This window comes from Aestuariibacter sp. A3R04 (genome assembly GCF_018860805.1).
Lineage (GTDB): Bacteria > Pseudomonadota > Gammaproteobacteria > Enterobacterales > Alteromonadaceae > Alteromonas.
In genome coordinates this window covers 459,294-484,800 of record NZ_JAHKQR010000003.1, presented here as the reverse complement: position 1 = coordinate 484,800, position 25,507 = coordinate 459,294, and the positions used below count along the sequence as shown (strand labels likewise).

Below are 25,507 nucleotides of genomic sequence, written 5' to 3'. Positions count from 1 at the left end.
GTTTGACTCGTCGATTTAAGATAAATGACAACGAACACATCATGTGTTTCATCATCACCCTATTATTTGTGCCGCTTACTTCGTGTAAACGTATCTGGCTGCTGCCTTTTTACTCTCGCCGCTTTGCAACGAAAGGCAGAGGATCGATGGGTTGCCCGTTTCTTATTACTTCGTAGTGTACATGCGCACCGGTAGACCGACCTGTACTGCCCATAACTGCAATCGCCTGACCTTTGGTCACGACATCGCCAATGGACACAGACAGTGACTTATTATGCCCATAGCGGGTCACATAGCCATCTCCGTGGTCAATTTCTACCAGTAAACCATAACCATGACGCTCACCCGACCAGGTAACAATACCAGCCGCTGTAGAAATAACGTCATCGCCCGTTTTACCCGCAAAATCTAACCCTTTGTGCATGGTCGGTTTGCCGGTAAATGGATCTTTGCGCATGCCGTAATAAGAAGACAACCACCCCGACGCTACAGGTCGGCCAGATAATTGACTCTGTTCATGGATATGATGCCCTCTTACCAGACTTTCAAGCATGTCGAGCTGTTGTTTTTTTGCTTCAACAGAATTTGCCAGCCGGTTAATTTGTTTCATGAGGGGTTCATCGTCCACGCTTAACGGCGTAGAGTCGGGCATGAAGACATCGAGGTCGTCGGGCTTCATGCCAAATTCGTTGGCAATTAATTTGCCTTGTTCGTCCAACTGAGACAAGGTGGCGTCCATTTCCGCCAATCGCTCAGCCAGCATAGTAAGTTGTTGTCTCGTCTTAACCGCCAGCTTCTCCACTTCAGAATTTTCAGTACTGTTCACTGCCTGAGCGAGTCTGATGCGGGCGATATCTTCTGAGACTGAGTCTGTTCCACGACTGGATACCAAAATAAACAAAGACGAAAGCACAGTGAAACTCACCAGTGTGCGAACACTGATGCTTTTGCGGTAACGTTTATGTTTTCCTATGAAGGATATCGTCAGTTTCATTCGTAGAACTCTGTTTAACCGGAGGCTAGTTTACCGTTGTTAACGCAAATGAACAAATACCAATGTCTACACCCGTGGGATTTTTTTCCTCCAGGTGCTGTTTTTTGCATTAATCCTGCTTTTCCAGAAATGGAACAACGTTATCATTTATCTGCGACAAGGCTTGTAAAATGTGAACCGATCCGCGCACTTCGAAATAATCGCAAGCGACCAGTCTCTCCGGCTTGCCTTTGGTCACTTTTGTCAATATGTCATCCGGTAGTGTGGACGAGGGTATTAATTCCAACCAACCCGCTTTGCCGAACCGCTTGACCAGATACATGGCTTTATCTGCCAGGATAAGGCTATGGGATGTTGTCCAGGAATCGGCTTTATTGGTCAGGTGGAAACACACACCCGCGGAACAACTTGGCTTTTTCGGCAGTTGTGCCTCAAATGGCCAGGTGGTCGAACTAATTAACGACATCAGGCGCTCCAGGAATACATCGACCGACATGCTGCCGTCAAGCAGAACAAGAAACTCTTCTCCCCCCCAACGAATGACGTGGTCAGTACTCCGTGTCGCTTTCGTCAGCAAGTGGCTAAAGTGAACCAATATTTCATCGCCTACCGCATGGCCCATCTCATCATTCAGTATTTTAAAATCGTCAATATCCAGAATAATGTAATACAGCCCAAGTTGACTTCTTTGCGTTCGGGCAATAATGTTCTCGATATACACATCCAGATAATGCCTGTTCTTAAGGCCGGTTAATGCATCTGTCATGCTAGCCGTTTCCAAACGGCGATTAGCCTCTTCTAACTTTCTATTAGCGTTGTCCAGCTCAACGGTGCGCTCGTCAACCATACGCTCAAGTCTGGCCCTAATTCGCTGTAAAGAGCGTGTGCGTATCCGAAGGACGCCCCATACAAGACACACTAACAGCAATGCGATCAGCATTCTGGTCCAGTATTGCTCAAACCACAGCGCGGGAATGGTTAGTGACAGGGTATCCGCCGCCGACCACTGTGTCTCTTCAGCTAATCTGGTCTGTAATTCAAAGGTATAATTTCCCGCGGGCAGGTTGGTATAAAATGCTTCCCGTCTCACCGACGTCTGCGTCCACGCTTTGTCATAACCGATTAAGCGATAGCGAAAGCGCACGGCACCATTGCGGTAGTAAAGAGGGCTTGAATATTCAAAACGCAGATTACGCTCGCCTTGTGGTAAACGGATATCATTGCCTCGATACCAATGTCCGTTCACCTCTACGCCCTCAATAACGGGCAATGGACGGGCGTAAGATTGTGATGTGCTATTTAGTTCCACTACACCCACGCCGTTGAGCGTTGGTAAATACAACACGTCGTCTGAGTAAAACCCTTTGCCGTTTCCAGCACCATTGCAACAACGGATCCCGTCGATAGTAGATTCAGGGCCGTGATCATCAATGATAACCGTAGGGTTCAACTCGCCGCCAGACGCTAGATCTTTCACTGGCAGGCTGTACATCCCCTTCAGGGTTGATACCAAAAGTTCATCGCGGTGTTGAGCCGCAAAGAGTGTGCCTTCTGCAGGCAGTTTTCCCGCTTCCAAAATTCGCCAGCCATCCCCTTGTTGAACGGCAAAGCCATGCTGGAACGTACCAACAATAAGACGACCGTCGTCAAGTTCATTGATATGTGTAATTGAAGCTACGCCCAGAATAGGATTGTCGGCAAAGTTGCTGACCATATCGCCTTCAATCCTATACAAACCACGCGCTGTACCCACCCATACCACACCGTATTGGTCGGTATGAACGGTACGGGTACTTTCACTGGCAAGATTAAATCGCTCTGTTTCGTTCGTCAGTGTTTCGCCGTCAAAGCGGTACAACCCCTTGAGCGTTGCAATCCATATATGGTTATTGTGATCTTCACTGAAGCCATTCACCTGCCCCCCCCGCAACGAAGGAAACCGGTTCACCACTTCAAAATCCGAGTTAAGCGTTACTGCGCCTGACCGTGTCCCCAGCCATATACTGTTATTACTATCCTGGAAAAGGCTATACACCACTTTATTAGGCAATACACTTGTATCATTGATAAGGGGGGAGAAACGACCATTTTTCAAACGGTATAAGCCGTCGTTGCCCCCAACTATCATTCCTTGTTCTGTGGCCAAAAACGACCACACATATGGTTCCCCCAAACCCGCTTCCACGCCCAAATTCCGCGTTCCGTCATAACGCAGCCGTTGCAGGCCATGGCTTTTACTGCCCAGCCAAAGATGACCGGAACTGTCTTCGAACGCTGTCACATACCACGGGCGGGTATTGTCTGGCAACTTGTCGATGCGATCGATTATCACATTGCCAGCTATCTGTAATAAGCATTGGTCTACCGATATCCACAACGCGCCGGATGCATCTTCATACAGCAACTGAATCACACCTGACGTATCTGCTCCTTCGAAGTTCCGTCGAACAAGCGTTCCATCGCTCTGTAACTCAAATAATCCACCTGTCGTTCCTATTAACAAATCCCCCTGATACCGCAGCAGTTCTGTAATTTGAGTATTATCTGGAAGGCGTAACGCTGGAACCTCATAGAGGTCTTGATGTATATCGAGGTAATACAACCGATTAGACAGGGCCACCCAGAGGCGGTCGTCATCAGACAGTAGCTGGGTAACTTGTTTTTCATCCGGGCTTAATAAGCTAACCTCTCGCTCACCTTTTTCAACTACATATAACCCATTCGCCCCAGCATATACACGTCCGTTGAAAATCGCGAGCGCCTCTACTTTTCCAATACTTCTGTTGTTGTAGTCTATGCGTGAAAACGTTTTTTCTTCTTTTACCAACAACCCGTCTGCACTGCCTACCCATAAACGATTCTCGTCATCGACTAACAGCGTACGCAATATAGGATCGGTGAAAACCGGCGATTGACTGGCGTTAAACGTAGTAAATTTATAGCCGTCAAATCGGGCTAACCCGCCTTCCGTCGCAACCCAAATGAAACCGTCCATATCCTGAGCAATACCTACCGCAGAGATCTGCGGCATATCATGGCGCGTTGTCCATGTTCGATGGTGGTAATCGCTAAAGCGAATGACATTGCTATCTTTCGACAACGGAGATGCAACAGTAATACGGAGGAAGCAAAGCGAGAGCAATAGCGATAAACCGAGCAACACGGTGCCTGCTAGCGAATACCAACAGGAAGAAAAATGACAGAGGCGAGTCTGTTTCGATTTAACTATCAATTCTAACACCATCACTGAGAAGACTAAATTGGCAGATGCGCAGAGAGCATAACGTGCATAGCACGATACAATCTGTATTTAGCATAGCATGTAGATGGCAAAAGGTCCGATGTCAGGCCTTATACTTTGGTGAGCAACAGGTATTAAAATTAATAGATAAGTACAAAAAAACCGTCTGGGGGAGACGGTTTTTCTATTAAGCCAATACAGGTTCTGCGTAACGAATGGGTAATTCATCCTGATTTTCGTACGTCACATACTCCCAACAATCCTCTTTTTCGAGAACGGCATTGAGCAGCATGTTATTCAACCCATGGCCGGTTTTATACGCTGACAACTCACCAATAATGCTGTGTCCACCCATGTACAAATCACCAACAGCATCTAAGATTTTGTGCTTGAGGAATTCATCGTCATAGCGAAGTCCTTCAGGATTCAGAATGCGAAAGTCGTCCAGCGCTACAGCGTTTTCCATGCTGCCACCCAGCGCTAAATTATTCGCATTCATATATTCCAAATCACGCATAAAACCAAACGTTCTCGCGCGGCTTATTTCACTAACATAAGAACAGCTATCAAAATCCATAACCATGTGCTGGCGGGTCTGACTGATAACCGGGTGCTCGAAATCGATTCTAAAATCAACCCTAAAGCCGTCGTAAGGGCGTAATTCAGCCCACTTATCACCATCTTCTACCCGCACTGTTTTAGTGATTCGAATAAACCGTTTTGGCGCATTCAGCTCTTCAATACCGGCAGATTGCAACAAAAACACAAACGGGCTGGCACTGCCATCCATTATTGGCAGCTCATTACTGTCGACCTCGACAATTATGTTATCAATTCCCAAGCCTGCCATGGCTGACAGTAAATGCTCTACAGTGTTAATGCTGACGCCATCATCATTATTTATGCACGTACACAATTGCGTATTTCCCACGGCGTTAGCGCGTGCAGGAATATCAACAAACGGGGTGAGGTCAATGCGACGGAACACGATTCCCGTGTTCGCAGGCGCAGGCCGGAGAGTCATGGTGACCTTTTCCCCTTTGTGCAAGCCTATGCCAGTTTCTTGCACCGATTGCTTAATTGTACGTTGTCTGATCATGTCGTTGCTTTTACCTGTTCAAAAAGCGGTCGCGCATTGTAGAGAAACTTGACCATTTTGTCAAATTTTTGACCATACGCAGCCGTGATTTCACACCACTACACCTGCCTATGACAACATTTGCGAAAATTAATTCCGCAAATATTCAGAAGTTAATCTGCCTGTTTACGCAAAAACGCCGGAATATCAAGATATTCCAAATCACTGTTAGGCTGAGCTTCATTGTCGACCTTAAGGGCCTGATTGCCATCGGTAGTGCCAACACTGCGGTTTTCCGTCGCTGATGACGTACCAAACTCGCGGGCTGAACCAGACAAACGAGCACCTTCTGAACTCACAAGAGAGATATCCGGCTTGCGCTCTGCTCCAATACCCGTGGCCACCACAGTTACGCGCAACTCGTCTTCCAACGCCATGTCGATAACAGTACCAACCACCACAGTCGCATTTTCTGAAGCAAAAGCTTTGACTGCGTTGCCCACGGTTTCGAATTCATCGATAGAGAAATCCGGGCCGGCAGTAATGTTAACCAGAATGCCCCGGGCACCCGACAGGTCAATATCCTCTAGTAACGGACAGGCAATTGCCGCTTCTGCAGCTTCTTCAGCGCGATCTGCGCCTGAAGCAACACCTGTACCCATCATGGCTGTGCCCATTTCTGACATCACGGTTTTCACGTCGGCGAAATCGACGTTAATCAGACCTGGGCGGGTGATCAGTTCAGCTATGCCTTGCACCGCACCATTGAGAACGTTGTTGGCCTCACCAAACGCCTGTAACAGCGGTGTACCCGGCCCCATGACCTTAAGCAGTTTTTCATTGGGAATGGTAATAAGCGAATCGACATTTTTCGCCAATTCAACAATACCTTGATCGGCAAAGGCTGTGCGCTTCTTGCCTTCAAACGGGAATGGCTTAGTAACCACGGCAACGGTCAAAATACCCATTTCGCGGGCAATTTTAGCGACCTCCGGTGCTGCGCCCGTACCCGTGCCACCGCCCATGCCGGCAGTGATGAATACCATATCAGCCCCTTCAAGCGACTGGCGAATGGTTTCACGGTCTTCGTGTGCCGCTTCACGACCAATGTTAGGATCTGCGCCAGCTCCGAGGCCTTTAGTTACAGAAGATCCTATTTGTAGTGTGACGTCAGCACTTGAGCTACGCAAAACCTGCGCATCGGTATTTACCGCGATAAACTCAACGCCTTCGATGTTCTGAGCAACCATGTGCTCTACGGCGTTACCACCGCCACCACCGACGCCAATAACTTTGATTACGGCTTCTTCGCCGTGGCTATCCATTAATTCAAACATACTTACTCTCCGGATTGGTACGTCTAACAACACTAAGCCAGGTCATATGATGTCGATCGAATGCTTCCGTGCGACCGTATGCCGTAGTCTTAGCGCCCCCAAAAATTAAAATTAAAACTCGCCTTTAAACCAGCTTTGCACACGTTGAAAAAAACTCTCACCGGACTTCTGCTTACTGGATTTCTTATTTTCTGATTGCATTTTCCCATAGTGGAGCAAACCCACCACAGTTGCAAAACTTGCGTCATCGGTATATTCCGATAAACCGCGCATATTTATTGGTTTACCTACTCTGACAGGCATCTGGAAGAGTTCTTCTGCGAACTCCACCGCACCTTCCATTTTAGCTGTACCGCCAGTTAAAACTAAACCGGCAGCTATTTGTTCTTCAAAACCGCTGGCACGGATCTCATTTTGTACCAGTTCGAACAATTCCTGGTAGCGAGGTTCAATGACTTCCGCCAGCGTATGTCTCGACATCGCTCTGGCCGGTCTGCCTCCTACACTGGGTACTTCGATATTTTCTTCCATGCTTACCATGTCTTTCAGCGCGCAGGCATAATTCACTTTTATTTCTTCTGCGTTGCTGATTGGGGTGCGGAAAATCTTCGCAATATCGCTGGTGATCTGATTTCCTGCAACCGGGATTACAGCGGTGTGACGAATAGCTCCGTCGGTGTAAATGACAATATCCATAGTACCGCCGCCAATATCCACCACACAAACGCCCAGCTCGCGCTCATCGTCGGTCAGTACTGCATAACTGGAAGCCAACGCCGAGAATATAAGCTGATCAGAATGCAATTCACAGCGCTCAATACACTTCACCAGGTTCTTTGCCATATCGTCAGCGCAGGTGATGATGTGCGCTTCCGCTTCCATTCTCACTCCAGACATACCTACAGGGTTTTTAATTCCCTCCTGTACATCAATGGTAAATTCCTGAGGAAGCACGTGTAACAATCGGCGTTCCGCAGCAATCGGCACTGAACGGGCGGCGTGGATCACATTGTCAACGTCTTCCTGGGTCACTTCCTGGTTGTTAATCGGCACCATGCCACTCTCGTTCTGGCATTTTACATGGCGGCCTGAAATCGACATAAACACAGAAGATACACGGCAATCCGCCATCAGTTCCATTTCGCTCACGGCACGCTGCACAGACTTAACCACCAGATTGAGGTCGTTGACACCGCCCTTATCCATACCTTGTGCCAGATGGGTTCCAACACCCACAATACTGATCTGATCGTCATCCAGCAATTCACCGACAACGGCTTTCACATTGCTGGTGCCGATATCCAGACCGACAATCAGATTACGCTCAGCGGTTTTTGACATTGTGTTCCTAAACTCTTATTAACTTTCTTTGTCTTCTGCTTCTACCCAGCCTACTGCCAGCCCGGTGTCATAACGCAGATCCACATATTTAACAGCCTTTGGCTGTTTCACCAGCAACGGATAAACATCGATAAAACGCTGCAGACGATCAATAAATTCTTTGCGGCCCAGATTTAGTCTGACGCCATTATTCAACTGGACTTCCCAGGCGAACCGCTCGCTCAACGACAACTCTGCAATGGGCATTGATGTCGTCGCCAACAACGACTGCATCGCGTTATAGCCTTCCAGTGCCGTTTTTTCACTGCCACCGGGCCCGTATAACCGGGGCAGGGTTTGCTCATCTGCACGAGCGCTGAACGTATCTCCATAGGGATTCAGCAAAAAGTCATCATTCCACTGCGCAACCGGCGTTTGCTCTACCAGATAAATCTTCAACGTGTTCGGCCACTGCTTGCGAACCGACGCTCGATAAACCCAGGGTTGCGATTCCACTAGTTTGTAGACTTCATTTACATCTAGTGCGAAAAAACTTCCCGGTTGAGATTCCCGGATTAATCTTTCCAGTCCCACAATGTTCACGTGGCTGAAGTCGCCCGAAAAATCCACTACCTGAACGGGTGCGCGCTGCGCGTCCTGCAGATAGTCGCGAATATTCTTGGCCCCCACTATCAATCCGGTGATAACCATTGCCAGGAAAATAACGCCTGACCAAATGCGGATCGGTTTGTGTTTCCCTTCTGCCATCCTATGCCCTTGTCACGAATCCGATAAGCTGGTGGCAAGTATAGCCATCGTCAATGCATCGAAATCTAATCCCGCCACATTGGCAGCCTTAGGCACCAAGCTTTTTTCGGTCATTCCAGGTACGGTATTCGCCTCCAGGAGATAGAACTCTCCTTCAGCGCCCTGCATAACATCAATACGGCCCCAGCCACTGCACGACAGCGCATTAAATGCTCTTAGTGACAGTTCAGCCAACTCGGCTTCTTTGTCTGCCGACAAACCGCTGGGGCAGTGATAAACGGTGGTATCATCCTGATACTTGGCCGCGTAATCATAAAAATTGTGTGGGGTAGACATGCGGATTGATGGCAACGCCCTGCCCTGCAAAACAGAAACAGTGAACTCGGGGCCATCAATATACTGCTCTAACAAAACCTGATTATCGTATTTAAAGGCTTCTTGAATGGCAGTTTCTAGTTGTTTAGCGCTTGTCACTCTCGCCATCCCGATACTGGAACCTTCCCGGGCCGGCTTGACCATGACTTCATTCCCCAACTCCATCATTATAGCCCCGCACGATCCAGCTTCAAAGTCACTTTTGTCGGCAATTCGATATTTTGCAGTAGATAGTCCCAGACATTGCCAAATTTGTTTGGTATGGATCTTGTCCATGGCAAGAGCAGACCCGAGTACACCACTCCCTGTATAGGGGATACCAAGCTGTTGTAGCGCTCCTTGCATGGCACCATCTTCACCACCTCGACCATGTAACATAATAAGTACACGATCAAATTTTTCTTCAATTAAATCAGTTAATTGCCTTTCTCTTGGATCGAATGCACAGGCATTTACCCCCTGCCTCAATAGTGCGTTTAGAACGGCCTTACCCGAGTTCAGCGACACAGCCCGCTCTGCTGAGTCCCCTCCGAACATAACGGCCACGCGTCCAAATTGTTGTGCATTTACCGGGTCAACCATTACAGCCACTCACGTTGAAATTTTTTTGGTTCGAGATCAAATTTTGCCAGTTTTTTTGCAATTTGACCGATATTACCCGCTCCTTGGGTCATTATCACGTCGTTTTCCTGCATCACGTTTGCCAGAATATCACCCAATGCGCTAGGGTCGCCCACATAAATCGGTTCCACCTGTCCCCGCAATCGGATAGATCGGCAAAGCGATTTGCTATCGGCTCCGTCTATGGGTTGTTCACTGGCCGCATACACGTCCAGCAGTAATAACACGTCCACCTGAGACAGTACTTCAACAAAATCTTCGTACAAATCCCGGGTTCTGGTATAGCGATGCGGCTGATAAACCATCACCAACCGTTTCTGCGGCCAGTTTGAACGAGCGGCAGCTACCGTTGCTTTAACTTCAGTGGGATGATGGCCGTAATCGTCCACCAGACACACCTGCCCTTTGCTCGTAGTATAGTCACCCAGTACTTCGAATCGCCTGCCTATTCCGCCAAAGGACGCCAGTGCCTTGACGATGGCTTCATCGTCCACGCCTTCGTCCGTTGCAACACTGATGGCAGCCAACGCATTGAGCACATTGTGCATTCCCGTAAGATTTAGCGTGACGTGTAACAGGGGCTTGTCGGGCCGAATCACTTCAAAACGCGACTGACCGAACCCCAGGCGAATATTTCTTGCGCTGACATCGTTCGACGGATCGACGCCGTAGGTTAAAATGTTTCGTCCAATCCTCGGGCGAAGTGACTGAATGACTGGATCGTCACCGCACAAAATCGCCTGTCCGTAAAACGGCAGGTTGTGTAAAAACTCTATGTAGGTGTCTTTCATTTTATTGAAGTCACCCTCGTAGGTCCCCATGTGATCCGGTTCGATATTGGTTACCACTGAGACCATGGGCTGCAAGTGCAAAAACGACGCATCACTTTCGTCGGCTTCGGCAATGAGATAACGACTTTTGCCTAATCTTGCATTAGTGCCAGCGCTGTTTAGCAACCCGCCAATAACGAACGTTGGATCGCATTTCGCCTCTGCAAATATGGTAGCGATAAGACTCGTTGTAGTGGTTTTACCATGGGTTCCTGCAACCGCAATGCCGTGGCGGAAACGCATGAGTTCCGCCAGCATTTCTGCCCGCCGAATAATAGGGATACGATGAGATCTGGCATATTGAATTTCGGGGTTTGCCTCATTAATTGCACTCGATACTACAACCACATCTGCATCGGTCACATTGTCGGCACTGTGACCAATAAACACGTCCGCCCCAAGCCCTTGTAGTCGATCGGTCATCGCGCCGGGCTGAATGTCAGAACCGGCAATATCATAACCCTCGTTCAACAGGACTTCTGCAATACCGCCCATTCCCGCACCACCAATACCGACAAAGAAGATACGTGCTACTTTACGCATTTGCGGACTTTGAAAGGGCTTCTCACCTACCATTATGCTTTATCTCCTATCAGCAGTTCGCATTGTGCGACGACCTGCTGTGTTGCCTCTATTTTGGCGGCTAACCTTGCCTGACGCCCCATGGACAAACAGGTCTGTGGCTGTCTCAACCAGGCTTCTATATACTTTACCAGTGTCGTTTCCAGTTCGTCCTGGGCAATTAATTTCGCTGCACCGGCCTCGACCAAAGAAAGCGCGTTTTTCGTTTGATGATCGTCTACCGCATGGGGCAGAGGCACGAAAATTGCGGGCAAGCCCGCAGCAGCCACCTCAGCTACCGTCAAAGCACCGGCCCGACAAACGACGAAATCGGCCCACGCATACGCGCTGGCCATGTCCTCTATAAACTCACTTACCTGTACATCCACGCTACCGTTGCCATAAGCATGCTTAACTGACTCGGCATTGCCTTTGCCTGCCTGATGCCGAATGGTTAAACCGTAAAGGTTTTTACAGGCTGCCGGTACGGCTTCATTCAATGCTCTGGCGCCTAAACTACCGCCTATAACCAGCATTCGTAACGGCGAGTGGCTTTCCGTTTTCACCGGCAAGGACACAATGGCATCTCTCACCGGGTTTCCCACCACCTGTACCTTCCTCGCGTGATGACCAAAGCCCCCTCTGGCCTGCTCAAAACCGAGGAATATAATTTTAGCCAAGCGACCCAGAAGTCTATTCGTCATACCCGCGGCAGCATTTTGCTCGTGTATGAGCAACGGTATGCGCTTTAACCAAGCGGCAACGCCGCCAGGACCGCTGGCATAACCGCCAAACCCCAACACTAGATGCGGCTTAACCTGATTTATCACTCTGTTGGCTTCGAACAACCCTTTGAGTAATGCCGTCACGCCGCTCACTCTTGCGCCAATACCTTTGCCACGCAGGCCCTTTACATGAATAAAATGAATAGGAAAACCGTGATGTGGGACTACCTGAGCTTCCATACGTTCCGCTGTCCCCAGCCAGTGCACTTCCCAACCTGCGTCCTTGAGTTGATGGGCAACGGCAAGCCCGGGAAACACGTGACCACCGGTACCACCCGCCATGATGAGGCAGCGCTTAGTCATTCAACGCCTCCCGCTCCACGTCTTCCAACATGGCTGTAATCTGTTCCTTTGAAGACGCAGACACCGCGTCGGTTTTCTTTTTCACGGCTTTGCGCTTATCCCCGCGGCCTAAGGCCTGAACCCCGTCTACCCGCAATTCAAAATCAATGCGCAACAGCATGGCTATCGACACCGACATCACAATCAAACTGGTCCCACCGTAACTAATCAGCGGTAAAGTCAATCCTTTGGTGGGAAGCATGCCTGCACTGGCGCCAATATTCACCGCCGTCTGAAAGCTCAGCCAGATCCCAATACTGTACGCGAGGTAGCCTTCAAAGGGACGTTGTTTTGCCAATGCCCGGTTGCCTATTTGCAGCGCCCGAACCACGAGAAACAAAATGAGCCCCAAAACAGCAATAACCCCCACAAAACCCAGTTCTTCCGCCAGAATAGCCATGATAAAATCTGAATGCGCCTGGGTGAGGAATTCGAGTTTTTGATAACTGTTACCCAGTCCCTGGCCAAACCAACTGCCGCGACCATAGGCCATTAGAGATTGCGTAAGTTGGTACCCACTCCCGAACGGATCCGCCCACGGATCTAAAAAAGATGTAACCCTTCGCATGCGATATTCTTCAAACACAATGAGAAAAACAATGGCCAATAGCCCAACAAACACAATAGCGAAAAACTGCCACAATCTGGCCCCGGCGAGAAACAGTAGCCCCATGGTTGCGGTAAACATCACTACCACGGTGCCAAAATCGGGCTGCAGCAATAACAGGCACGCCAATACGAAAAACACCACCAAGGGCTTTAAAAACCCTTTTATGTTCTCAGTGACCTCTTCGTAGCGTCGCACGAGGTACCCTGCCAGATAGGTAAAAAAGAACAGTTTGGCTGGCTCAGCAGGTTGCAGTGTCAAAGGGCCAAGTACTATCCACCGGGTACTGCCATTGATGGTGCGCCCAAGCACCAATACTGCCAGCAACAGGACGATGGCGGCTAACAACAGCCACGGATTCACAACCCGCCAAAAATTCATAGGTACCTGCATCACAACGCCAGACGCCAAAATAGCTGCCAGTAAATAGATGCCGTGGCGAATAGAAAAATAAAACGGGTTGCCATACAGTCGATCAGCCACGGGCATGGAGGCAGATGTCACGATAACAAGCCCTAGTGACGCCAGTGCCACAGCGACCAGAATCAACCCCTTATCGTAAGGAGATGAGGAAGGCACGCTACCGTGTTTTTCAGCAAATAACGCCGACAGTTTGGTGGCAGTACTGGTCATGTCCCGCTTACCTCCCCAATAGCCTGCGCGAATACCTGCCCCCGGTGCATATAGTTGTCGAACATATCAATGCTTGCACACGCCGGTGAAAGCAAAACAATATCGCCGGCAGTAGCATACTCAGTAGCCAGAGAAACCGCGGCTTGCATATCGTGTACGTAATGTGCCCCGGGCAGCAAATCAGCCATAGCTTTGCCGTCTTTGCCCATAGTAATAAGTACGTCAACGTACTTGGAAAACGCTCCTTTAAGGACGCTAAAGTCGGCACCTTTACCATCACCACCGGCAATCAGAATAAGCTTGCCAACGTTACCATTGCTCAGGCCTTCCAGTGCGGCCAGTGTGGCACCTATGTTGGTCGCCTTAGAATCGTCTATCCACCTCACTCCCCGTGTGTGAGCCACTTCAACACAGCGGTGAGGCGCAGGTTTAAATGTCCCAACTTCCATTGCTGCTTCACTGGGTTCCACTCCGGCGATAACACACAGCGCCAGTGCCACTTGAATATTGAGGATATTGTGCTGGCCAACCAGCGCCACATCATTCATATTCAGTATTGCCTCACCCTGCCAGGTAATGTGATTGTCTGCATAACCAAAATCGGTTGACGAGAGGTCAAGTCCAACACTCACCCATTGTGATTTTTTGTCTGCCAGCGGGCCATTGACTGGATATGTTTCTCCGTGTCCCCGCCAGATAACCGCATACTCACTGTGTCGGTAAATACGCTGTTTAGCCGCGGCATAGGCAGCCATCGTACCGTGACGGTCAAGGTGATCATCAGTAATATTCAAGATTGTAGCCCCCAGTGCATTGAGGGAGTACGTAGACTCCAGCTGAAAACTGGAAAGCTCTAGTACCAGCATGTCCCAATGCTCACCTAAGGTGTCGAGTACGGGTTTACCAACATTTCCGGCTGCGCATACGTTACCTCTGCAGGCATTGAGTATATGGGAAGTAAGCTGGGTCACCGTTGTCTTGCCGTTGGAACCTGTAATAGCCAGAACCGGCGCGCGGTTAATGCGAGCGAATAACTCCACATCACCGATAATGTCCACTCCTTGTTCACGGGCATCGACTACGCACGGATGAAAAGGCGATATACCCGGACTCAATACCAGTGTATCAACATTCTGCCAGTACGTTGTTGGCACGGTTCCCAGACTAACAGGCACAGTAACGGTATTGGGAATATCTGCCGACTCGCGGGTATCCCACACCTTTACGCTGGCACCGCTTTCAAGGAGAAAGCGGATAACCGACTGTCCTGTCAGGCCCAGCCCGGCCACCACAAATTGTTGAGATAGCAAAAATGCGTCCATGATTTACCGTAGTTTTAATGTCGCCAAACCGACTAATACAAGGATGAGAGAGATAATCCAAAACCGCACGATTACCCGGGGTTCCGGCCAGCCTTTCAATTCAAAATGATGGTGTATTGGCGCCATGCGGAAAATGCGCTTGCCTCTGAGCTTGAACGACCCCACCTGTAAAATCACAGATACAGTCTCCATGACAAATACCCCACCCATAATGATAAGTACGATTTCCTGCCGCACGAGTACTGCGAGAATCCCCAGGGTTCCACCGAGCGCTAAGGAGCCCACATCGCCCATAAACACTTGTGCGGGATACGTGTTGAACCACAGGAAGCCCAATCCGGCCCCCACGATAGCAGTACACACAATAACCAACTCACTGGTCAGGGGAATGTGGGGAATATTCAGGTACTCAGCAAAATTAACATTGCCGGTAACATAGGCAAATATTGAGAGTGCGCCAGCGACCAGAATAGTAGGTACAATGGCAAGCCCGTCCAACCCATCGGTGAGATTGACAGCATTGGAGGTGCCCACCAAGGCAAAATACACCACTACCATGTAAAAAAGCCCTAGTTGGGGCATAACTTCCTTGAAAAAGGGCACCAACAAGGCGGTTTCAGCGGCGAGATTGGCAGACGCATACAGATAAAAAGCCACACCAATAGCAATCACTGATTGCCAGAAGTACTTCCACCTCGCGATCAAACCTTTGGCGTCTTTTCGAATCACTTTTCGATAGTCGTCAACAAACCCGATGACGCCATAGCCAATAACCACGCCCAGCGTAACCAGAACGTAGCGATTGGTGAGATCAGCCCATAACAACACGCTGGTGACAATGGCAAAGAGGATCAGCAACCCACCCATTGTAGGCGTGCCGGCCTTGGATAAATGGCTTTGCGGGCCGTCGTCACGCACGGTTTGTCCGATTTGAAGACGTTGCAACCAACGAATCATCTTGGGCCCAATGATAATTGCAATAAGCAGTGCCGTGAGGGTACTCAGAATTGCCCGTAGTGTCAGGTACGAAAAAACGAAGAACCCCGGTTCAAATTGTTTAAGCCAGTCGGCCAGCCATATCAACATGCAATGCGCTCCCGACGGCGTTCAAACTTTCCCAGGCGAGATACCTCAATGGCATCTACAACCCGTTCCATGCGCGCACTACGCGAACCTTTGACTAACACCGAAATGTCCCGCTGATCAGCCATAACCACATCACTAAGCTGTGCCACTAAACTGTCAACATCGCCGAAGTGTCCCCCTCGCTCATCGAATACAGCGCTGGCACTTTGGCTTAAGCTTCCCAAGGTAAACAGAAAATCGATGCCTTTTTGTTCGGCGTATTCTCCTACCTGCCGATGGTAAAAGCGGGCCTTTTCACCCAACTCTGCCATGTCACCTAAAATCAGTATCCGAAGGCCCGAAAAATTTGACAGGGTATCAATTGCTGCGTTCACCGACGCCACATTGGCATTGTAGGTATCATCCAGCAGCCTGAAATGCTCAGAGATCACCTTCACGTCTAAACGCCCCTTAACCTGCGCCATATCCAGCAATCCTGCTTGCACATCCTGCAGCGATGCCCCCACTTCCAGACTTAGCGCCGCCGCCAACATGGCATTGCCCACGTTGTGCGCACCCGGTACTTTTAATTGGATCGCGATCTGCCCTCGCGGAGTAACCAGATTAAATTCAGCACAGCCATCCAGACCAATGATGATGTCTTCTGCACGAAAATCTGCACTGTGCTGTTGACTGGGGGAAAAGGTTTTAACGCAGGTGCCTTTCAGTTTACCCATCCAAAAATCAGCAAACTGACTGTCAGCATTGACCAGCGCAGTACCGTCGGCTCCTAAACCTTTAAAAATCTCACTCTTGGCCCTTGCAACACCGAGCAAACTACCGAAACCCTCGAGATGAGAAGCAGCGGCATTTACGATAGTCGCCACGTCGGGCTTTACCAGTTCAGTGGTATAAGCAATTTCGCCCTGATGGTTGGCCCCCAACTCCATCACCGCATAATCATGCTCTGGTGCCAACCGCAACAGGGTAAGCGGAACTCCAATGTCGTTGTTGTAGTTTCCTGCCGTGGCCAGTACCTTGCCCCGACGAGCTAAGATAGCAGCGGTCATCTCCTTTACTGTGGTTTTACCACTACTACCTGTAATAGCGATGGTTTTTGGTGCAACATTCGCTTTCACCGCGGCGCCCAATAAACCCAAGGCCAATTTGGTATCCGTAACATTGATCACTGGCAGTGACGTATTCACTGCCTCACTGACAATCACAGCACTTGCACCCGCTTGCTCGGCTGATGCCACAAAGCGATGGCCGTTAAAATTCTCGCCACTAAGGGCAATGTAAACGTCTCCCTGCCGGAGTGTGCGCGTATCCGTGCTCACTCCGTTTACTTCCCGGTCATCCCCTTTCAGGGTGCCTTTAACATTATCGGCAATCCAGGACAGCGTAGTTTTAATCATTAGCTGTACTCCCTTTGCAAGCGCGCTACTACTGCTCGCTCATTATAATTGTTGTTTTGGTCACCGATGATTTGATAATCTTCGTGGCCTTTGCCAGCCACCAGGATCAAATCTCCCGGTGCCGCCTTGTTCAGGCAGTAGCGAATGGCCGTCTCTCTGTCGGGCTCATCCACAGCAACCGTGGATGATGTCAGTCCTGCTCGGATATCCGCCGCGATGGCAACGGGTGATTCAGATCGGCTGTTGTCTGTGGTAATAACCAGGTGATCAGCCCCTGCTTCAGCGGCGCTGCCCATCAATGGTCGTTTGCCCTTATCCCTGTCTCCACCGCAACCAAAAATACACCAAACATCACCGTTTGTATGGGCTCGCACACTTGAAAGTGCTTTTTCGAGAGCATCCGGTGTATGGGCATAATCGACAATCACATTGGCGTGGTTTTCAAATTGAAAAACTTCCATGCGGCCAGGTACGGGTTTTACCACTGGCAACAAACTCAACACATCTTCAAAACGAAGCCCCTGAACCAACATCACAGCTATCACTGCCAACAGGTTCTGCACATTGAATGCGCCCAATACGGGAACATTCACATTTCGACTTCCCCAGCTTGTTGTTAGCGTGAACTGACATCCTCCAGGATGGTATTCCACATTTGTGGCCAAACAATGGCGATGTTCTGACAATTCAGCGGGCAAAGATTGCAAGCCAAACCACACCGTTTCCACGCCATCGGGTTTATTGCGATGCCAGTTCAAACCTTCTTTATCATCGTGGTTCACAACAATGATTTTCACGCCGGGAAGCGTCATGGCCTGTCTTTTAGCCCTTGCGTACTCGTCCATGGTGACGTGATAGTCAAGATGGTCTCTGGACAAATTGGTGAACACCACTATGTCAGTTTTGACCTGGCTCAACCGCCCTTGAACCAAAGCATGAGAAGAGGCCTCAAACGCTACTTGCCGAGCGCTCTGTTGCACAAACTCTGCCAAAATGTACTGCATTCGAATGGCGTCGGGTGTGGTATTGCCACCGGGCGTGGCGTCCCACTTTGTATTCTCACCAAGGTAAATTCCCGCACCCAGGGTGCCGACCGCACCACATCGGGTACCACTGCGAGTGGTAAGTTGCGAAAGCATCTGTACCACTGATGTTTTACCGTTTGTTCCGGTCACCGCTATGGAGCGCATTTTCGTACCAGGGTAATCGTAAAACGCCCCTGCCAACGAAGACAAAATGTCTCTTAATTCATACAGATGAACAATAATGGTATTGCCGCGCATTTCCATGCGACCATGCTCGCGAACCTTTTCCGTTTGCGCGAGAATAGCCTTAGCACCTAAACTGATGGCTTGGGGAATGAACGCACGTCCGTCCTGGCTGTGTCCATTTACAGCCACAAAGGCAAGTTTTGGCGTTACTTCGCGACTGTCCAGCGTAAGGCCTTGAATTCGAACATCAGGTGCATTAATACCGAATTTCGCCAGCAAAACGCCTAAACTTTGCTCAAAGGCACTAACTACCATTACGACCTCCATCCAACCACTTGGTTGACGTAACCTGTTTGTCATCTGGTGGAATGTTCAGCAGTTGTAGCGCCCCACCCATAATTTCTGAAAACACCGGCGCCGCTGTATCGCCAGCGTGATATAAGTCGCCGCCGGGTTCATTAATCAGAACCACAGTTACAATCTGCGGGTCAGACAGAGGGGCAACACCGGCAAAGATATTTACGTATTCGTCGCCGTATCCTCCGGCAATCGCCTTTCGGCTTGTACCTGTTTTACCACCTACTCGATATCCTGGAACCGCGGCTTTAGTAGCGGTTCCGCCCCGCTGCGTAACACTTTCCATCATGGTAAGTACGGCACGGGCATGTTCCGGTGACACCACTTGCAAAGGCTCGGGCTTATAACCTGTACTTTGTGGTTTTTTCACAATATTTAGCGGGACACTTACCCCGCCATTCGCCAGAGTGGCGTACATGCGGGCAAGTTGCGCTGTGGTCACAGAGATCCCGTATCCAAATGACAATGTAGCCAGTTCAAAATCTGACCAGCGACTACGCTCGTGGAAGATACCGTTACTTTCTCCAGGCATGTTAGTACCTGTGTCACTCATCAACCCCATGTTGTAATAGGTGTCGAGCAAAAAGGGTTTAGGGACGCCTAAGGCAAGTCGAGATGTTCCCATATTGGATGAATGCTGGATAATCCCCTCTAAGGTCAGTTTGCCGTAATTGCGCGAGTCTTTTACCAGGCTGCCCCCTAAGCGCATCCACCCGGGATTAGTGTCAACAATATCGCCCACTTGTACACTGCCAAACTCAAGCGCTGACAATACGGCCAAGGGTTTCAACGAAGAACCGGGTTCAAAAGCATCGGTTAGTACCCTGTTGCGCATGCGATGGGGAGAAACGTCACTTCTGTCGTTAGGATTAAACGAAGGGGCATTGACCATCGCCAAAATGTCTCCACTGTGCGCATCTAACACAATGGCTGACGCAGAGGCCGCCTGATAGTAAATCATAGCCTCTTTGATTTCCCGATATGCAAGTGCTTGAATTCGCTGGTCAATGGTTAGTTTTATATTTCCAGCATCCTCTCCGTCCGTTGACTTGAGAATTTCCACCTGGCGTCCTTTGGCATCACGGCGGATAACCTTTGACCCTGGAGTACCGGTTAACCAATCATCGTAAAGCTTTTCCAGCCCCTCAATGCCGGTATCATCCACATCGGTTATACCAATTAATTGCGCTGTAACCTCCCCGTTTGGATAATAACGGCGACTTTCCCTTCGCAAGTAGATGCCCGGAATATCCAGTTTTGCCACGTAATCAGCCATGGCTGGCGACACCTGTCGCTGTAGATAAACAAATCGTCGTTTTGGGTTTTGCACCTTGCTGCGCAATGTTTCTACATCTCGTCCCAACACATCGGCCAGCGCTTCCCAGCGCTCTCGTTGCTCGAGCCCACCTTGTTCGTGAATTACTTTAGGATCGGCATAAATTGCCCTTACCGGTACACTGACAGCCAACTCCACACCGTTGCGATCAGTAATAATGCCCCGGTATGTAGGCATATCGCGAGTACGCATGGTGCGGTAGTCGCCCTGTTGAATAAGATTGTCCGGCGCAATTACCTGAATATAGGCTGCGCGTGCGCCCAACCCGGCAAAAACGCCAATTACCAAAGCAATAACCAACAAAAACCGCCAACGCATCAGCGATGGCGTGATGTTTTGCTTTGCGCCTTTTGTCGTTTTATTCTCTGGCATGTTAAACGGGCTCATTTCAACTTCACCACTACTTCCTGATCAGCTGTGGGACGATACATATCGAGCTTCTTCTCTACTTCGTTTTCAATTCGGTTGTGTTCTGTCAATGCGCGCTGCTCCAGTACCAGATTGCGCCATTCCACATCCAGGTCATCCTTTTGCTGCATCAGTTTTTCCATGGCGATGTTCTGCTGACGGTTAAGGTGGCTGGCTAACACTACAGTCACAGCACTCGTCACAACCATTAAATACAACAAAACCCGCAACTTGTTGCGGGTCAAATCAGAGACCAGAATCAGCACCAGGCTGAAGTTTGTAGGGGTTGCTCCCCTGTCTTGCCGACGCTGGCTCATAACTTTTCGGCCACCCTCAGTACTGAGCTTCTGGAACGCACATTTCGCGCCACCTCCTCCTCAGAGGGTTTAATGGCTTTTCCCAACCCCTTCAATACCTTTTCAGCATCAATCTCCGCTTGGGTTACCGGCAAATTGTGGGGAACGACTTTGCCTCGGCTTTGTTCTTTAATAAATCGCTTTACCAGCCTGTCTTCCAAAGAGTGAAAGGAAATAACTGCTAATCGCCCTGCCGGTGCAAGTACTTCAACAGCCGCTTTTAAGCCCACTCGTAACTGCTCCAATTCCGCGTTGATATAAATGCGGATCCCTTGAAACGCACGGGTTGCCGGATGTTTGTATTTGTCTTTCACAGGTACTGCTTTGTCGATAATAGCAGCCAGCTCAGCAGTTCTGGTGATAGGCGAGGTTTTGCGATGTTCAACGATTGCGTGGGCTATTCGCTTACCGAATTTTTCTTCTCCGAATTCTTTGATAACCTGAGTGATGTCCTGCTCTTCAGCGCTCGCCAGCCATTGCGCAGCACTCTGCCCGCGACTGGTATCCATGCGCATATCTAACGGGCCGTCTTTCATAAAACTGAAACCCCGGCTGGCGTCGTCTAACTGGGGAGATGACACCCCCAAATCCATCAGTACACCGTCTATTTTTCCCGTCAGGGACATGCGTTCAATCACAACAGCCATCTCACCAAAAGGCTCATGGATGATGGTAAAACGGGGGTCCTGTTGATATTGCTTTGCGGCTTCAATGGCCTGAGGATCCCGATCAAATGCAATAAGCCGACCTTCGCCACCTAAATTTTCGAGAATTTTTCCCGAGTGACCGCCACGACCAAAAGTGGCGTCAATGTAGATACCGTCTGGTTTAATGGCCAAAGCTTCAATGCACTCGTTAAGCAACACCGATACATGGCTGAATGGGTTGTTACTCATAGTGAAAATTCCTGCAGGCGGTCGGTCAGTTCAAAGGCACCATCGCGCTCAGTTTCCATATCAGCGTCGATTTGTTTCGCCCAAACTTCTGCGTCCCATATTTCAAATTTGTTAAGCTGTCCAACAAGCATCACTTCTTTGCTGAGGTTAGCGTGCTGGCGCAATGGGGCAGAAAGGAGAAAACGGCCGCTCTTGTCCATGTCACCTTCTGTGGCATAGCCCAGAAGCAGCCGCTGCATCCGGCGCTCAGCCGGAATCATACTGGAGAACTTGCTCAACTTGAGTTCGATCTCCTCCCATTCGGGAAGCGGATAAAGCAGCAAACAGCTTTGTTGTGTATCGATCGTGCAGACCAGCTGTCCATTACAATCATCCAGAAGTGACTGGCGGTATTTTGTTGGTATAGCCAGTCTACCTTTGGGATCCAGATTGATTGCATTAGCGCCGCGGAACATTCCCCTAGCCTTTTATTTTGTGCTCTTATTGTTCTTGTTTTCTGAGTACCGACCTGCAAATGTTGATGATGCGATCCACAATTTGCCACTTTTACCCACTTATTGGACAGTTTGGTCTCTACATTCCCCACTGTCAAGTAAAAACAGGGCTGCAACCCACGTATTTTCTGGCCTTAACACTGTTTTTATATACAGCTACACTGGCAAAACCTATGAAAAGATGACAAAAAAGGCATGGGTAGGGAGGAAAATTAATTTCAGGTTGTGGCGATTCACTGTGGAAATAAAAGCTAAAACAGGGAGACTGAAAAGAGAAAACCGGGAATCACCCCGGTTTTCATACTATTTAGCCGGGTTGTATTGGGTCATATCTAATACCCGGTTTACTCCAGCAATGCGATCTTCCCGGTGATGGTTGACGTATAACAATGTGCTCTCTCCTCCGTTGGCAATGATCCCCAACAGAGCCAGGACTTTTAGCCGATTAATTTCGTCCAAACCATTACAGGGTTCATCGAGAATGAGCAGTGCAGGATGCTTTACCATCGCGCGGACAATCAGTAGTAAACGCTGATCGCCAAAAGACAACGACTGAAACGGCGTATTTATTCTGTCATTCATTCCCGCCAACGCAAGCCACTCTCTTGCAAGTTGCTTCTGTTTAACCGTGGGTTGTTCATATAAGCCAATACTGTCAAAAAAACCCGACAACACCACGTGTAAGGCGGAACAATTTACCCGGTACTGCAAGTGAAAACTATTCGACACTAAACCTATATGCTGTTTGATATCCCAGATACTTTCCCCACTGCCCCGCTGAAATCCGAACACCATAAGATCGTTGGTGTAGCAATGCGGATCGTCGCCCGTAATCATAGACAACAAACAAGTTTTTCCAGAACCATTCGGGCCCACCACTTGCCAGTGCTCTCCCTTGTTAATCTGCCAGGTAAGGCCGCTGAAAATAGTTCTGCCGTCATAGTTCACTTTACCGTCGCGCAGGCGAATCAGTACTGGTTCACCAGCTGCCATGTTGGGCGCGAATCGGTCCAGGTCTTTTAATGGCAGCGCCTTAGGCACACTTTCCAGGTGAAGTAAGTGACGAAGATGATTTTTATCGTCGTCTGTCAACGCATCACCATAAGACTGCCCGGCTATACTGCCTTGCTTCATGACGATAAACCGGCACATGTACTGTGGAATTTCACTCAAGCGATTAATGGCCAGAACCTGGGTACAGCTATGATGAATTCTTTCTAGATACGCACAAAGAAAGGCCGCAGATTCGGCATCTAACCCGTCCCAGGGTTCATCCAAAATAAGCACATCAGGGGTCTCCAACAAGGTTTTCACCAGTAGAACCTTGCGGGTTTCGCCCGTGGACAAGCCCAAAAAGCTATTGTTGAGGAAATGCGACATACGCAGGCCCTCGGTAAGGGTGCGGAAACGAGCTTCCTGTTGCATCGTGAGAGAGGGATAGTTGCGAAAAATCACCTCCCTGGCAGAACTGGGCACGGGCACAACATCGAGAATATCAGCATCGTCCTTTTTCTTTTCTTCTGCAATTAACGCCAATTGCTGAGCAGTACTCACCCAGCCCACTGTCCCTTCAATTCGTCGCTCTCCTAGCTGACATTCCCCTTCTCCTGCCAGCGCTGCAATTAGCGCAGATTTGCCGCTACCATTGGCGCCAACCACCACCACGTGTTTACCCAATTCGATATGGCAGGCATCCACATAAAATGAAAAGTCGGGGTTAAAAGCCACGGTGCATTGATTAATTTCTATCATCTGACTCTCCTGCTATAAGTGTATTATGCAGCAACGCGAATAATAAATAAGAACGAATGCGATAATGTATTGTTTTTTAGCCACAGCGGACAGCCGCAACAACAGAGGATGGCTCCCCGTGGTGTAACGTCAACTGAGATAAGTCAGCACAATGGGAATGGGATTGGTGAAATAATGTGTGAACTTTCAGCGGATAACAAGACACAATGGAGGCGTCATTTACAGCCTTGGCAATGAATTAGCAGGCCCCGCGCACCTCAGGCACCACGGTGTGGATAGCCTGAGACAGCCGACGGGCCTGAGCGAACAATATTACGCTTTTTCAGCAGGCTGCGCGTGAGCAGAGTCTGCGACGATTTGCATATTCACAATTGGGTTGTCAGTACTGTTTGACAGTTCAACTAAGCGATTCAGCTGTCCCATAGACAGCATCATTGCGTACAAGGCGCCCAGGAAACCCTGCTTGTGAAGTTCGATAACTTTCTCTTCCGGCAGCTCAATTAAACGTTTTTCATTAATGCTGAACATACCAGTTACATTGCGTTGCTGTGCGTCTTTGTATGTCACGCGGATTTGAATGGCATCGAGGAGTTCCAAATCAATCACAGCTTTGATGAAACGCTGAGTTAGCATTTCACTATTCGCCAAATCACCCAAGAATTTTTGACGATTTTCGAGAAACTCTGAAGGAGACCCATCTTCCTTAAACAGAGCCTGGCCTTCTTCTGTGCCGACTTGGTCACTGTTTTCGTCGATGTAGACACCGAGTTTGTCCCCGTCAGGACGAATATCAAAAGGATAACGCAAAATATTCATAGGTACTGCGGGGCCGTTCCACTTATCGCCCTGCAAAAACAGGTTTTGACCCTGGTCCATCCCCAGCATCGCTACCGAATGATAACGCTCTGTTTTTGGATCCTGAATGAATACAAGTGGCATTGACGCAGCCAGTTGTGCATATTCGCGAATTGAAGCAGCAGACAAATGCGTGTTTTTTGCAAAAGCGAATGCATTATTCACCGCTACTTTTAAGTCTTTGTGATTTTCTTTATTCAGCGGTATGTAGTTAATCGCCATAATTCTGTTCTCATTACGTTTTGTGGTGGTAATCGTTTAATTGGTATTCACCTGCTGGGATGTCCCATTGGAGAATGGCCTGTGATACCTGCATCATCCCGTCAATACAAAGTGATTTGACGCATTTTTCAAACGCAGATAGGGAAAGGATCACCACGAAGATTATTATACTAGCCTGTTGCAGCCACCTGGCTCAGACAACAGGACGCGAGGCAGTATCCCGTATTTGGAACTGTAAGTCACGCGGGAAAACAATATCAAAATTTAAACTTTTATTACAAGCTTCTTTCCCACTCGTAACAACCCAGGGGCAAAAAGCAAGT

General features: G+C 49.1%; 20 protein-coding genes. All 20 read right to left on the bottom strand.

The features are described 5' to 3' along the window. Positions 1-109: 109 nt before the first annotated feature. The 20 genes from KO518_RS06880 to KO518_RS06785 all read right to left on the bottom strand — a co-directional run bounded on the left by KO518_RS06880 (position 110) and on the right by KO518_RS06785 (position 25,184). A complete protein-coding gene (locus KO518_RS06880) occupies positions 110-994 on the bottom strand; it encodes a M23 family metallopeptidase (RefSeq protein WP_216025087.1) in 885 nt (294 codons plus the stop codon). A 109-nt stretch (positions 995-1,103) separates the two neighbouring features. Then, positions 1,104-4,226 (bottom strand): ligand-binding sensor domain-containing diguanylate cyclase, encoded by a 3,123-nt coding sequence (locus KO518_RS06875; RefSeq protein WP_216025086.1) that lies wholly within the window; start codon positions 4,224-4,226, stop codon positions 1,104-1,106. Positions 4,227-4,422: 196 nt separating this feature from the next. Further along, a complete protein-coding gene (lpxC, locus tag KO518_RS06870) occupies positions 4,423-5,334 on the bottom strand; it encodes a UDP-3-O-acyl-N-acetylglucosamine deacetylase (protein WP_216025085.1) in 912 nt (303 codons plus the stop codon). Positions 5,335-5,486: 152 nt separating this feature from the next. Beyond that, a complete protein-coding gene (gene ftsZ, locus KO518_RS06865; protein WP_216025084.1) occupies positions 5,487-6,650 on the bottom strand; it encodes a cell division protein FtsZ in 1,164 nt (387 codons plus the stop codon). A 111-nt stretch (positions 6,651-6,761) separates the two neighbouring features. Continuing rightward, positions 6,762-7,991, bottom strand: a complete 1,230-nt coding sequence (ftsA, locus tag KO518_RS06860) for a cell division protein FtsA (protein ID WP_216025083.1) — start codon at positions 7,989-7,991, stop codon at positions 6,762-6,764. Between the two features lie 18 nt (positions 7,992-8,009). Then, positions 8,010-8,738, bottom strand: a complete 729-nt coding sequence (locus KO518_RS06855) for a cell division protein FtsQ/DivIB (RefSeq protein ID WP_216025082.1) — start codon at positions 8,736-8,738, stop codon at positions 8,010-8,012. A 12-nt stretch (positions 8,739-8,750) separates the two neighbouring features. After that, positions 8,751-9,695 carry a D-alanine--D-alanine ligase gene (locus KO518_RS06850; RefSeq protein ID WP_216025081.1) on the bottom strand — a complete coding sequence of 315 codons (945 nt, stop codon included), beginning with the start codon at positions 9,693-9,695 and terminating at the stop codon, positions 8,751-8,753. Continuing rightward, the gene (gene murC, locus KO518_RS06845) at positions 9,695-11,140 is read right to left on the bottom strand and encodes a UDP-N-acetylmuramate--L-alanine ligase (protein ID WP_216025080.1); all 1,446 of its coding nucleotides are present in this window, start codon (positions 11,138-11,140) and stop codon (positions 9,695-9,697) included. The genes KO518_RS06850 and murC overlap by 1 nt, the downstream gene beginning before the upstream one ends. Next, positions 11,140-12,213, bottom strand: coding sequence for an undecaprenyldiphospho-muramoylpentapeptide beta-N-acetylglucosaminyltransferase (murG, locus tag KO518_RS06840; protein ID WP_216025079.1), 1,074 nt, complete (start codon positions 12,211-12,213; stop codon positions 11,140-11,142). Before murG ends, murC begins: the two co-directional genes overlap by 1 nt. After that, positions 12,206-13,492: a cell division protein FtsW gene (gene ftsW, locus KO518_RS06835; RefSeq protein ID WP_216025078.1), complete on the bottom strand. Its 1,287-nt coding sequence runs from the start codon at positions 13,490-13,492 to the stop codon at positions 12,206-12,208. The genes murG and ftsW overlap by 8 nt, the downstream gene beginning before the upstream one ends. Beyond that, positions 13,489-14,814 (bottom strand): UDP-N-acetylmuramoyl-L-alanine--D-glutamate ligase, encoded by a 1,326-nt coding sequence (gene murD / locus KO518_RS06830; protein ID WP_216025077.1) that lies wholly within the window; start codon positions 14,812-14,814, stop codon positions 13,489-13,491. The genes ftsW and murD overlap by 4 nt, the downstream gene beginning before the upstream one ends. A gap of 3 nt (positions 14,815-14,817) precedes the next feature. Next, the gene (gene mraY / locus KO518_RS06825; protein ID WP_216025076.1) at positions 14,818-15,900 is read right to left on the bottom strand and encodes a phospho-N-acetylmuramoyl-pentapeptide-transferase; all 1,083 of its coding nucleotides are present in this window, start codon (positions 15,898-15,900) and stop codon (positions 14,818-14,820) included. After that, on the bottom strand, positions 15,894-17,297 hold the full coding sequence (gene murF, locus KO518_RS06820) for a UDP-N-acetylmuramoyl-tripeptide--D-alanyl-D-alanine ligase (protein WP_216025075.1): 1,404 nt from the start codon (positions 17,295-17,297) through the stop codon (positions 15,894-15,896). Before murF ends, mraY begins: the two co-directional genes overlap by 7 nt. Beyond that, positions 17,297-18,823: a UDP-N-acetylmuramoyl-L-alanyl-D-glutamate--2,6-diaminopimelate ligase gene (locus KO518_RS06815; RefSeq protein ID WP_216025074.1), complete on the bottom strand. Its 1,527-nt coding sequence runs from the start codon at positions 18,821-18,823 to the stop codon at positions 17,297-17,299. The genes murF and KO518_RS06815 overlap by 1 nt, the downstream gene beginning before the upstream one ends. Further along, on the bottom strand, positions 18,813-20,588 hold the full coding sequence (locus tag KO518_RS06810; protein WP_216025073.1) for a penicillin-binding protein 2: 1,776 nt from the start codon (positions 20,586-20,588) through the stop codon (positions 18,813-18,815). Before KO518_RS06810 ends, KO518_RS06815 begins: the two co-directional genes overlap by 11 nt. Next, the gene (ftsL, locus tag KO518_RS06805; RefSeq protein ID WP_216025072.1) at positions 20,585-20,926 is read right to left on the bottom strand and encodes a cell division protein FtsL; all 342 of its coding nucleotides are present in this window, start codon (positions 20,924-20,926) and stop codon (positions 20,585-20,587) included. Before ftsL ends, KO518_RS06810 begins: the two co-directional genes overlap by 4 nt. Continuing rightward, positions 20,923-21,861 carry a 16S rRNA (cytosine(1402)-N(4))-methyltransferase RsmH gene (gene rsmH / locus KO518_RS06800; protein WP_216025071.1) on the bottom strand — a complete coding sequence of 313 codons (939 nt, stop codon included), beginning with the start codon at positions 21,859-21,861 and terminating at the stop codon, positions 20,923-20,925. The genes ftsL and rsmH overlap by 4 nt, the downstream gene beginning before the upstream one ends. Continuing rightward, a complete protein-coding gene (mraZ, locus tag KO518_RS06795; RefSeq protein WP_216025070.1) occupies positions 21,858-22,316 on the bottom strand; it encodes a division/cell wall cluster transcriptional repressor MraZ in 459 nt (152 codons plus the stop codon). Before mraZ ends, rsmH begins: the two co-directional genes overlap by 4 nt. A 342-nt stretch (positions 22,317-22,658) precedes the next feature. Further along, positions 22,659-24,107 carry an ATP-binding cassette domain-containing protein gene (locus KO518_RS06790; RefSeq protein ID WP_216025069.1) on the bottom strand — a complete coding sequence of 483 codons (1,449 nt, stop codon included), beginning with the start codon at positions 24,105-24,107 and terminating at the stop codon, positions 22,659-22,661. Between the two features lie 312 nt (positions 24,108-24,419). Continuing rightward, on the bottom strand, positions 24,420-25,184 hold the full coding sequence (locus KO518_RS06785) for a SapC family protein (protein ID WP_216025068.1): 765 nt from the start codon (positions 25,182-25,184) through the stop codon (positions 24,420-24,422). Between the last annotated feature and the right edge of the window lie 323 nt (positions 25,185-25,507).

Coding starts and splice junctions, on each gene's coding strand:
- KO518_RS06880 (WP_216025087.1), bottom strand. CDS start 994: ATGAAACTGACGATATCCTTCATAGGAAAACATAAACGTTACCGCAAA.
- rsmH (WP_216025071.1), bottom strand. CDS start 21,861: ATGAGTAACAACCCATTCAGCCATGTATCGGTGTTGCTTAACGAGTGC.
- mraY (WP_216025076.1), bottom strand. CDS start 15,900: ATGTTGATATGGCTGGCCGACTGGCTTAAACAATTTGAACCGGGGTTC.
- KO518_RS06850 (WP_216025081.1), bottom strand. CDS start 9,695: ATGGTTGACCCGGTAAATGCACAACAATTTGGACGCGTGGCCGTTATG.
- ftsW (WP_216025078.1), bottom strand. CDS start 13,492: ATGACCAGTACTGCCACCAAACTGTCGGCGTTATTTGCTGAAAAACAC.
- murD (WP_216025077.1), bottom strand. CDS start 14,814: ATGGACGCATTTTTGCTATCTCAACAATTTGTGGTGGCCGGGCTGGGC.
- KO518_RS06855 (WP_216025082.1), bottom strand. CDS start 8,738: ATGGCAGAAGGGAAACACAAACCGATCCGCATTTGGTCAGGCGTTATT.
- KO518_RS06785 (WP_216025068.1), bottom strand. CDS start 25,184: ATGGCGATTAACTACATACCGCTGAATAAAGAAAATCACAAAGACTTA.
- murF (WP_216025075.1), bottom strand. CDS start 17,297: ATGATTAAAACTACGCTGTCCTGGATTGCCGATAATGTTAAAGGCACC.
- mraZ (WP_216025070.1), bottom strand. CDS start 22,316: ATGTTCCGCGGCGCTAATGCAATCAATCTGGATCCCAAAGGTAGACTG.
- KO518_RS06815 (WP_216025074.1), bottom strand. CDS start 18,823: ATGGTAGTTAGTGCCTTTGAGCAAAGTTTAGGCGTTTTGCTGGCGAAA.
- ftsL (WP_216025072.1), bottom strand. CDS start 20,926: ATGAGCCAGCGTCGGCAAGACAGGGGAGCAACCCCTACAAACTTCAGC.
- KO518_RS06790 (WP_216025069.1), bottom strand. CDS start 24,107: ATGATAGAAATTAATCAATGCACCGTGGCTTTTAACCCCGACTTTTCA.
- murC (WP_216025080.1), bottom strand. CDS start 11,140: ATGGTAGGTGAGAAGCCCTTTCAAAGTCCGCAAATGCGTAAAGTAGCA.
- KO518_RS06810 (WP_216025073.1), bottom strand. CDS start 20,588: ATGAGCCCGTTTAACATGCCAGAGAATAAAACGACAAAAGGCGCAAAG.
- ftsZ (WP_216025084.1), bottom strand. CDS start 6,650: ATGTTTGAATTAATGGATAGCCACGGCGAAGAAGCCGTAATCAAAGTT.
- ftsA (WP_216025083.1), bottom strand. CDS start 7,991: ATGTCAAAAACCGCTGAGCGTAATCTGATTGTCGGTCTGGATATCGGC.
- murG (WP_216025079.1), bottom strand. CDS start 12,213: ATGACTAAGCGCTGCCTCATCATGGCGGGTGGTACCGGTGGTCACGTG.
- lpxC (WP_216025085.1), bottom strand. CDS start 5,334: ATGATCAGACAACGTACAATTAAGCAATCGGTGCAAGAAACTGGCATA.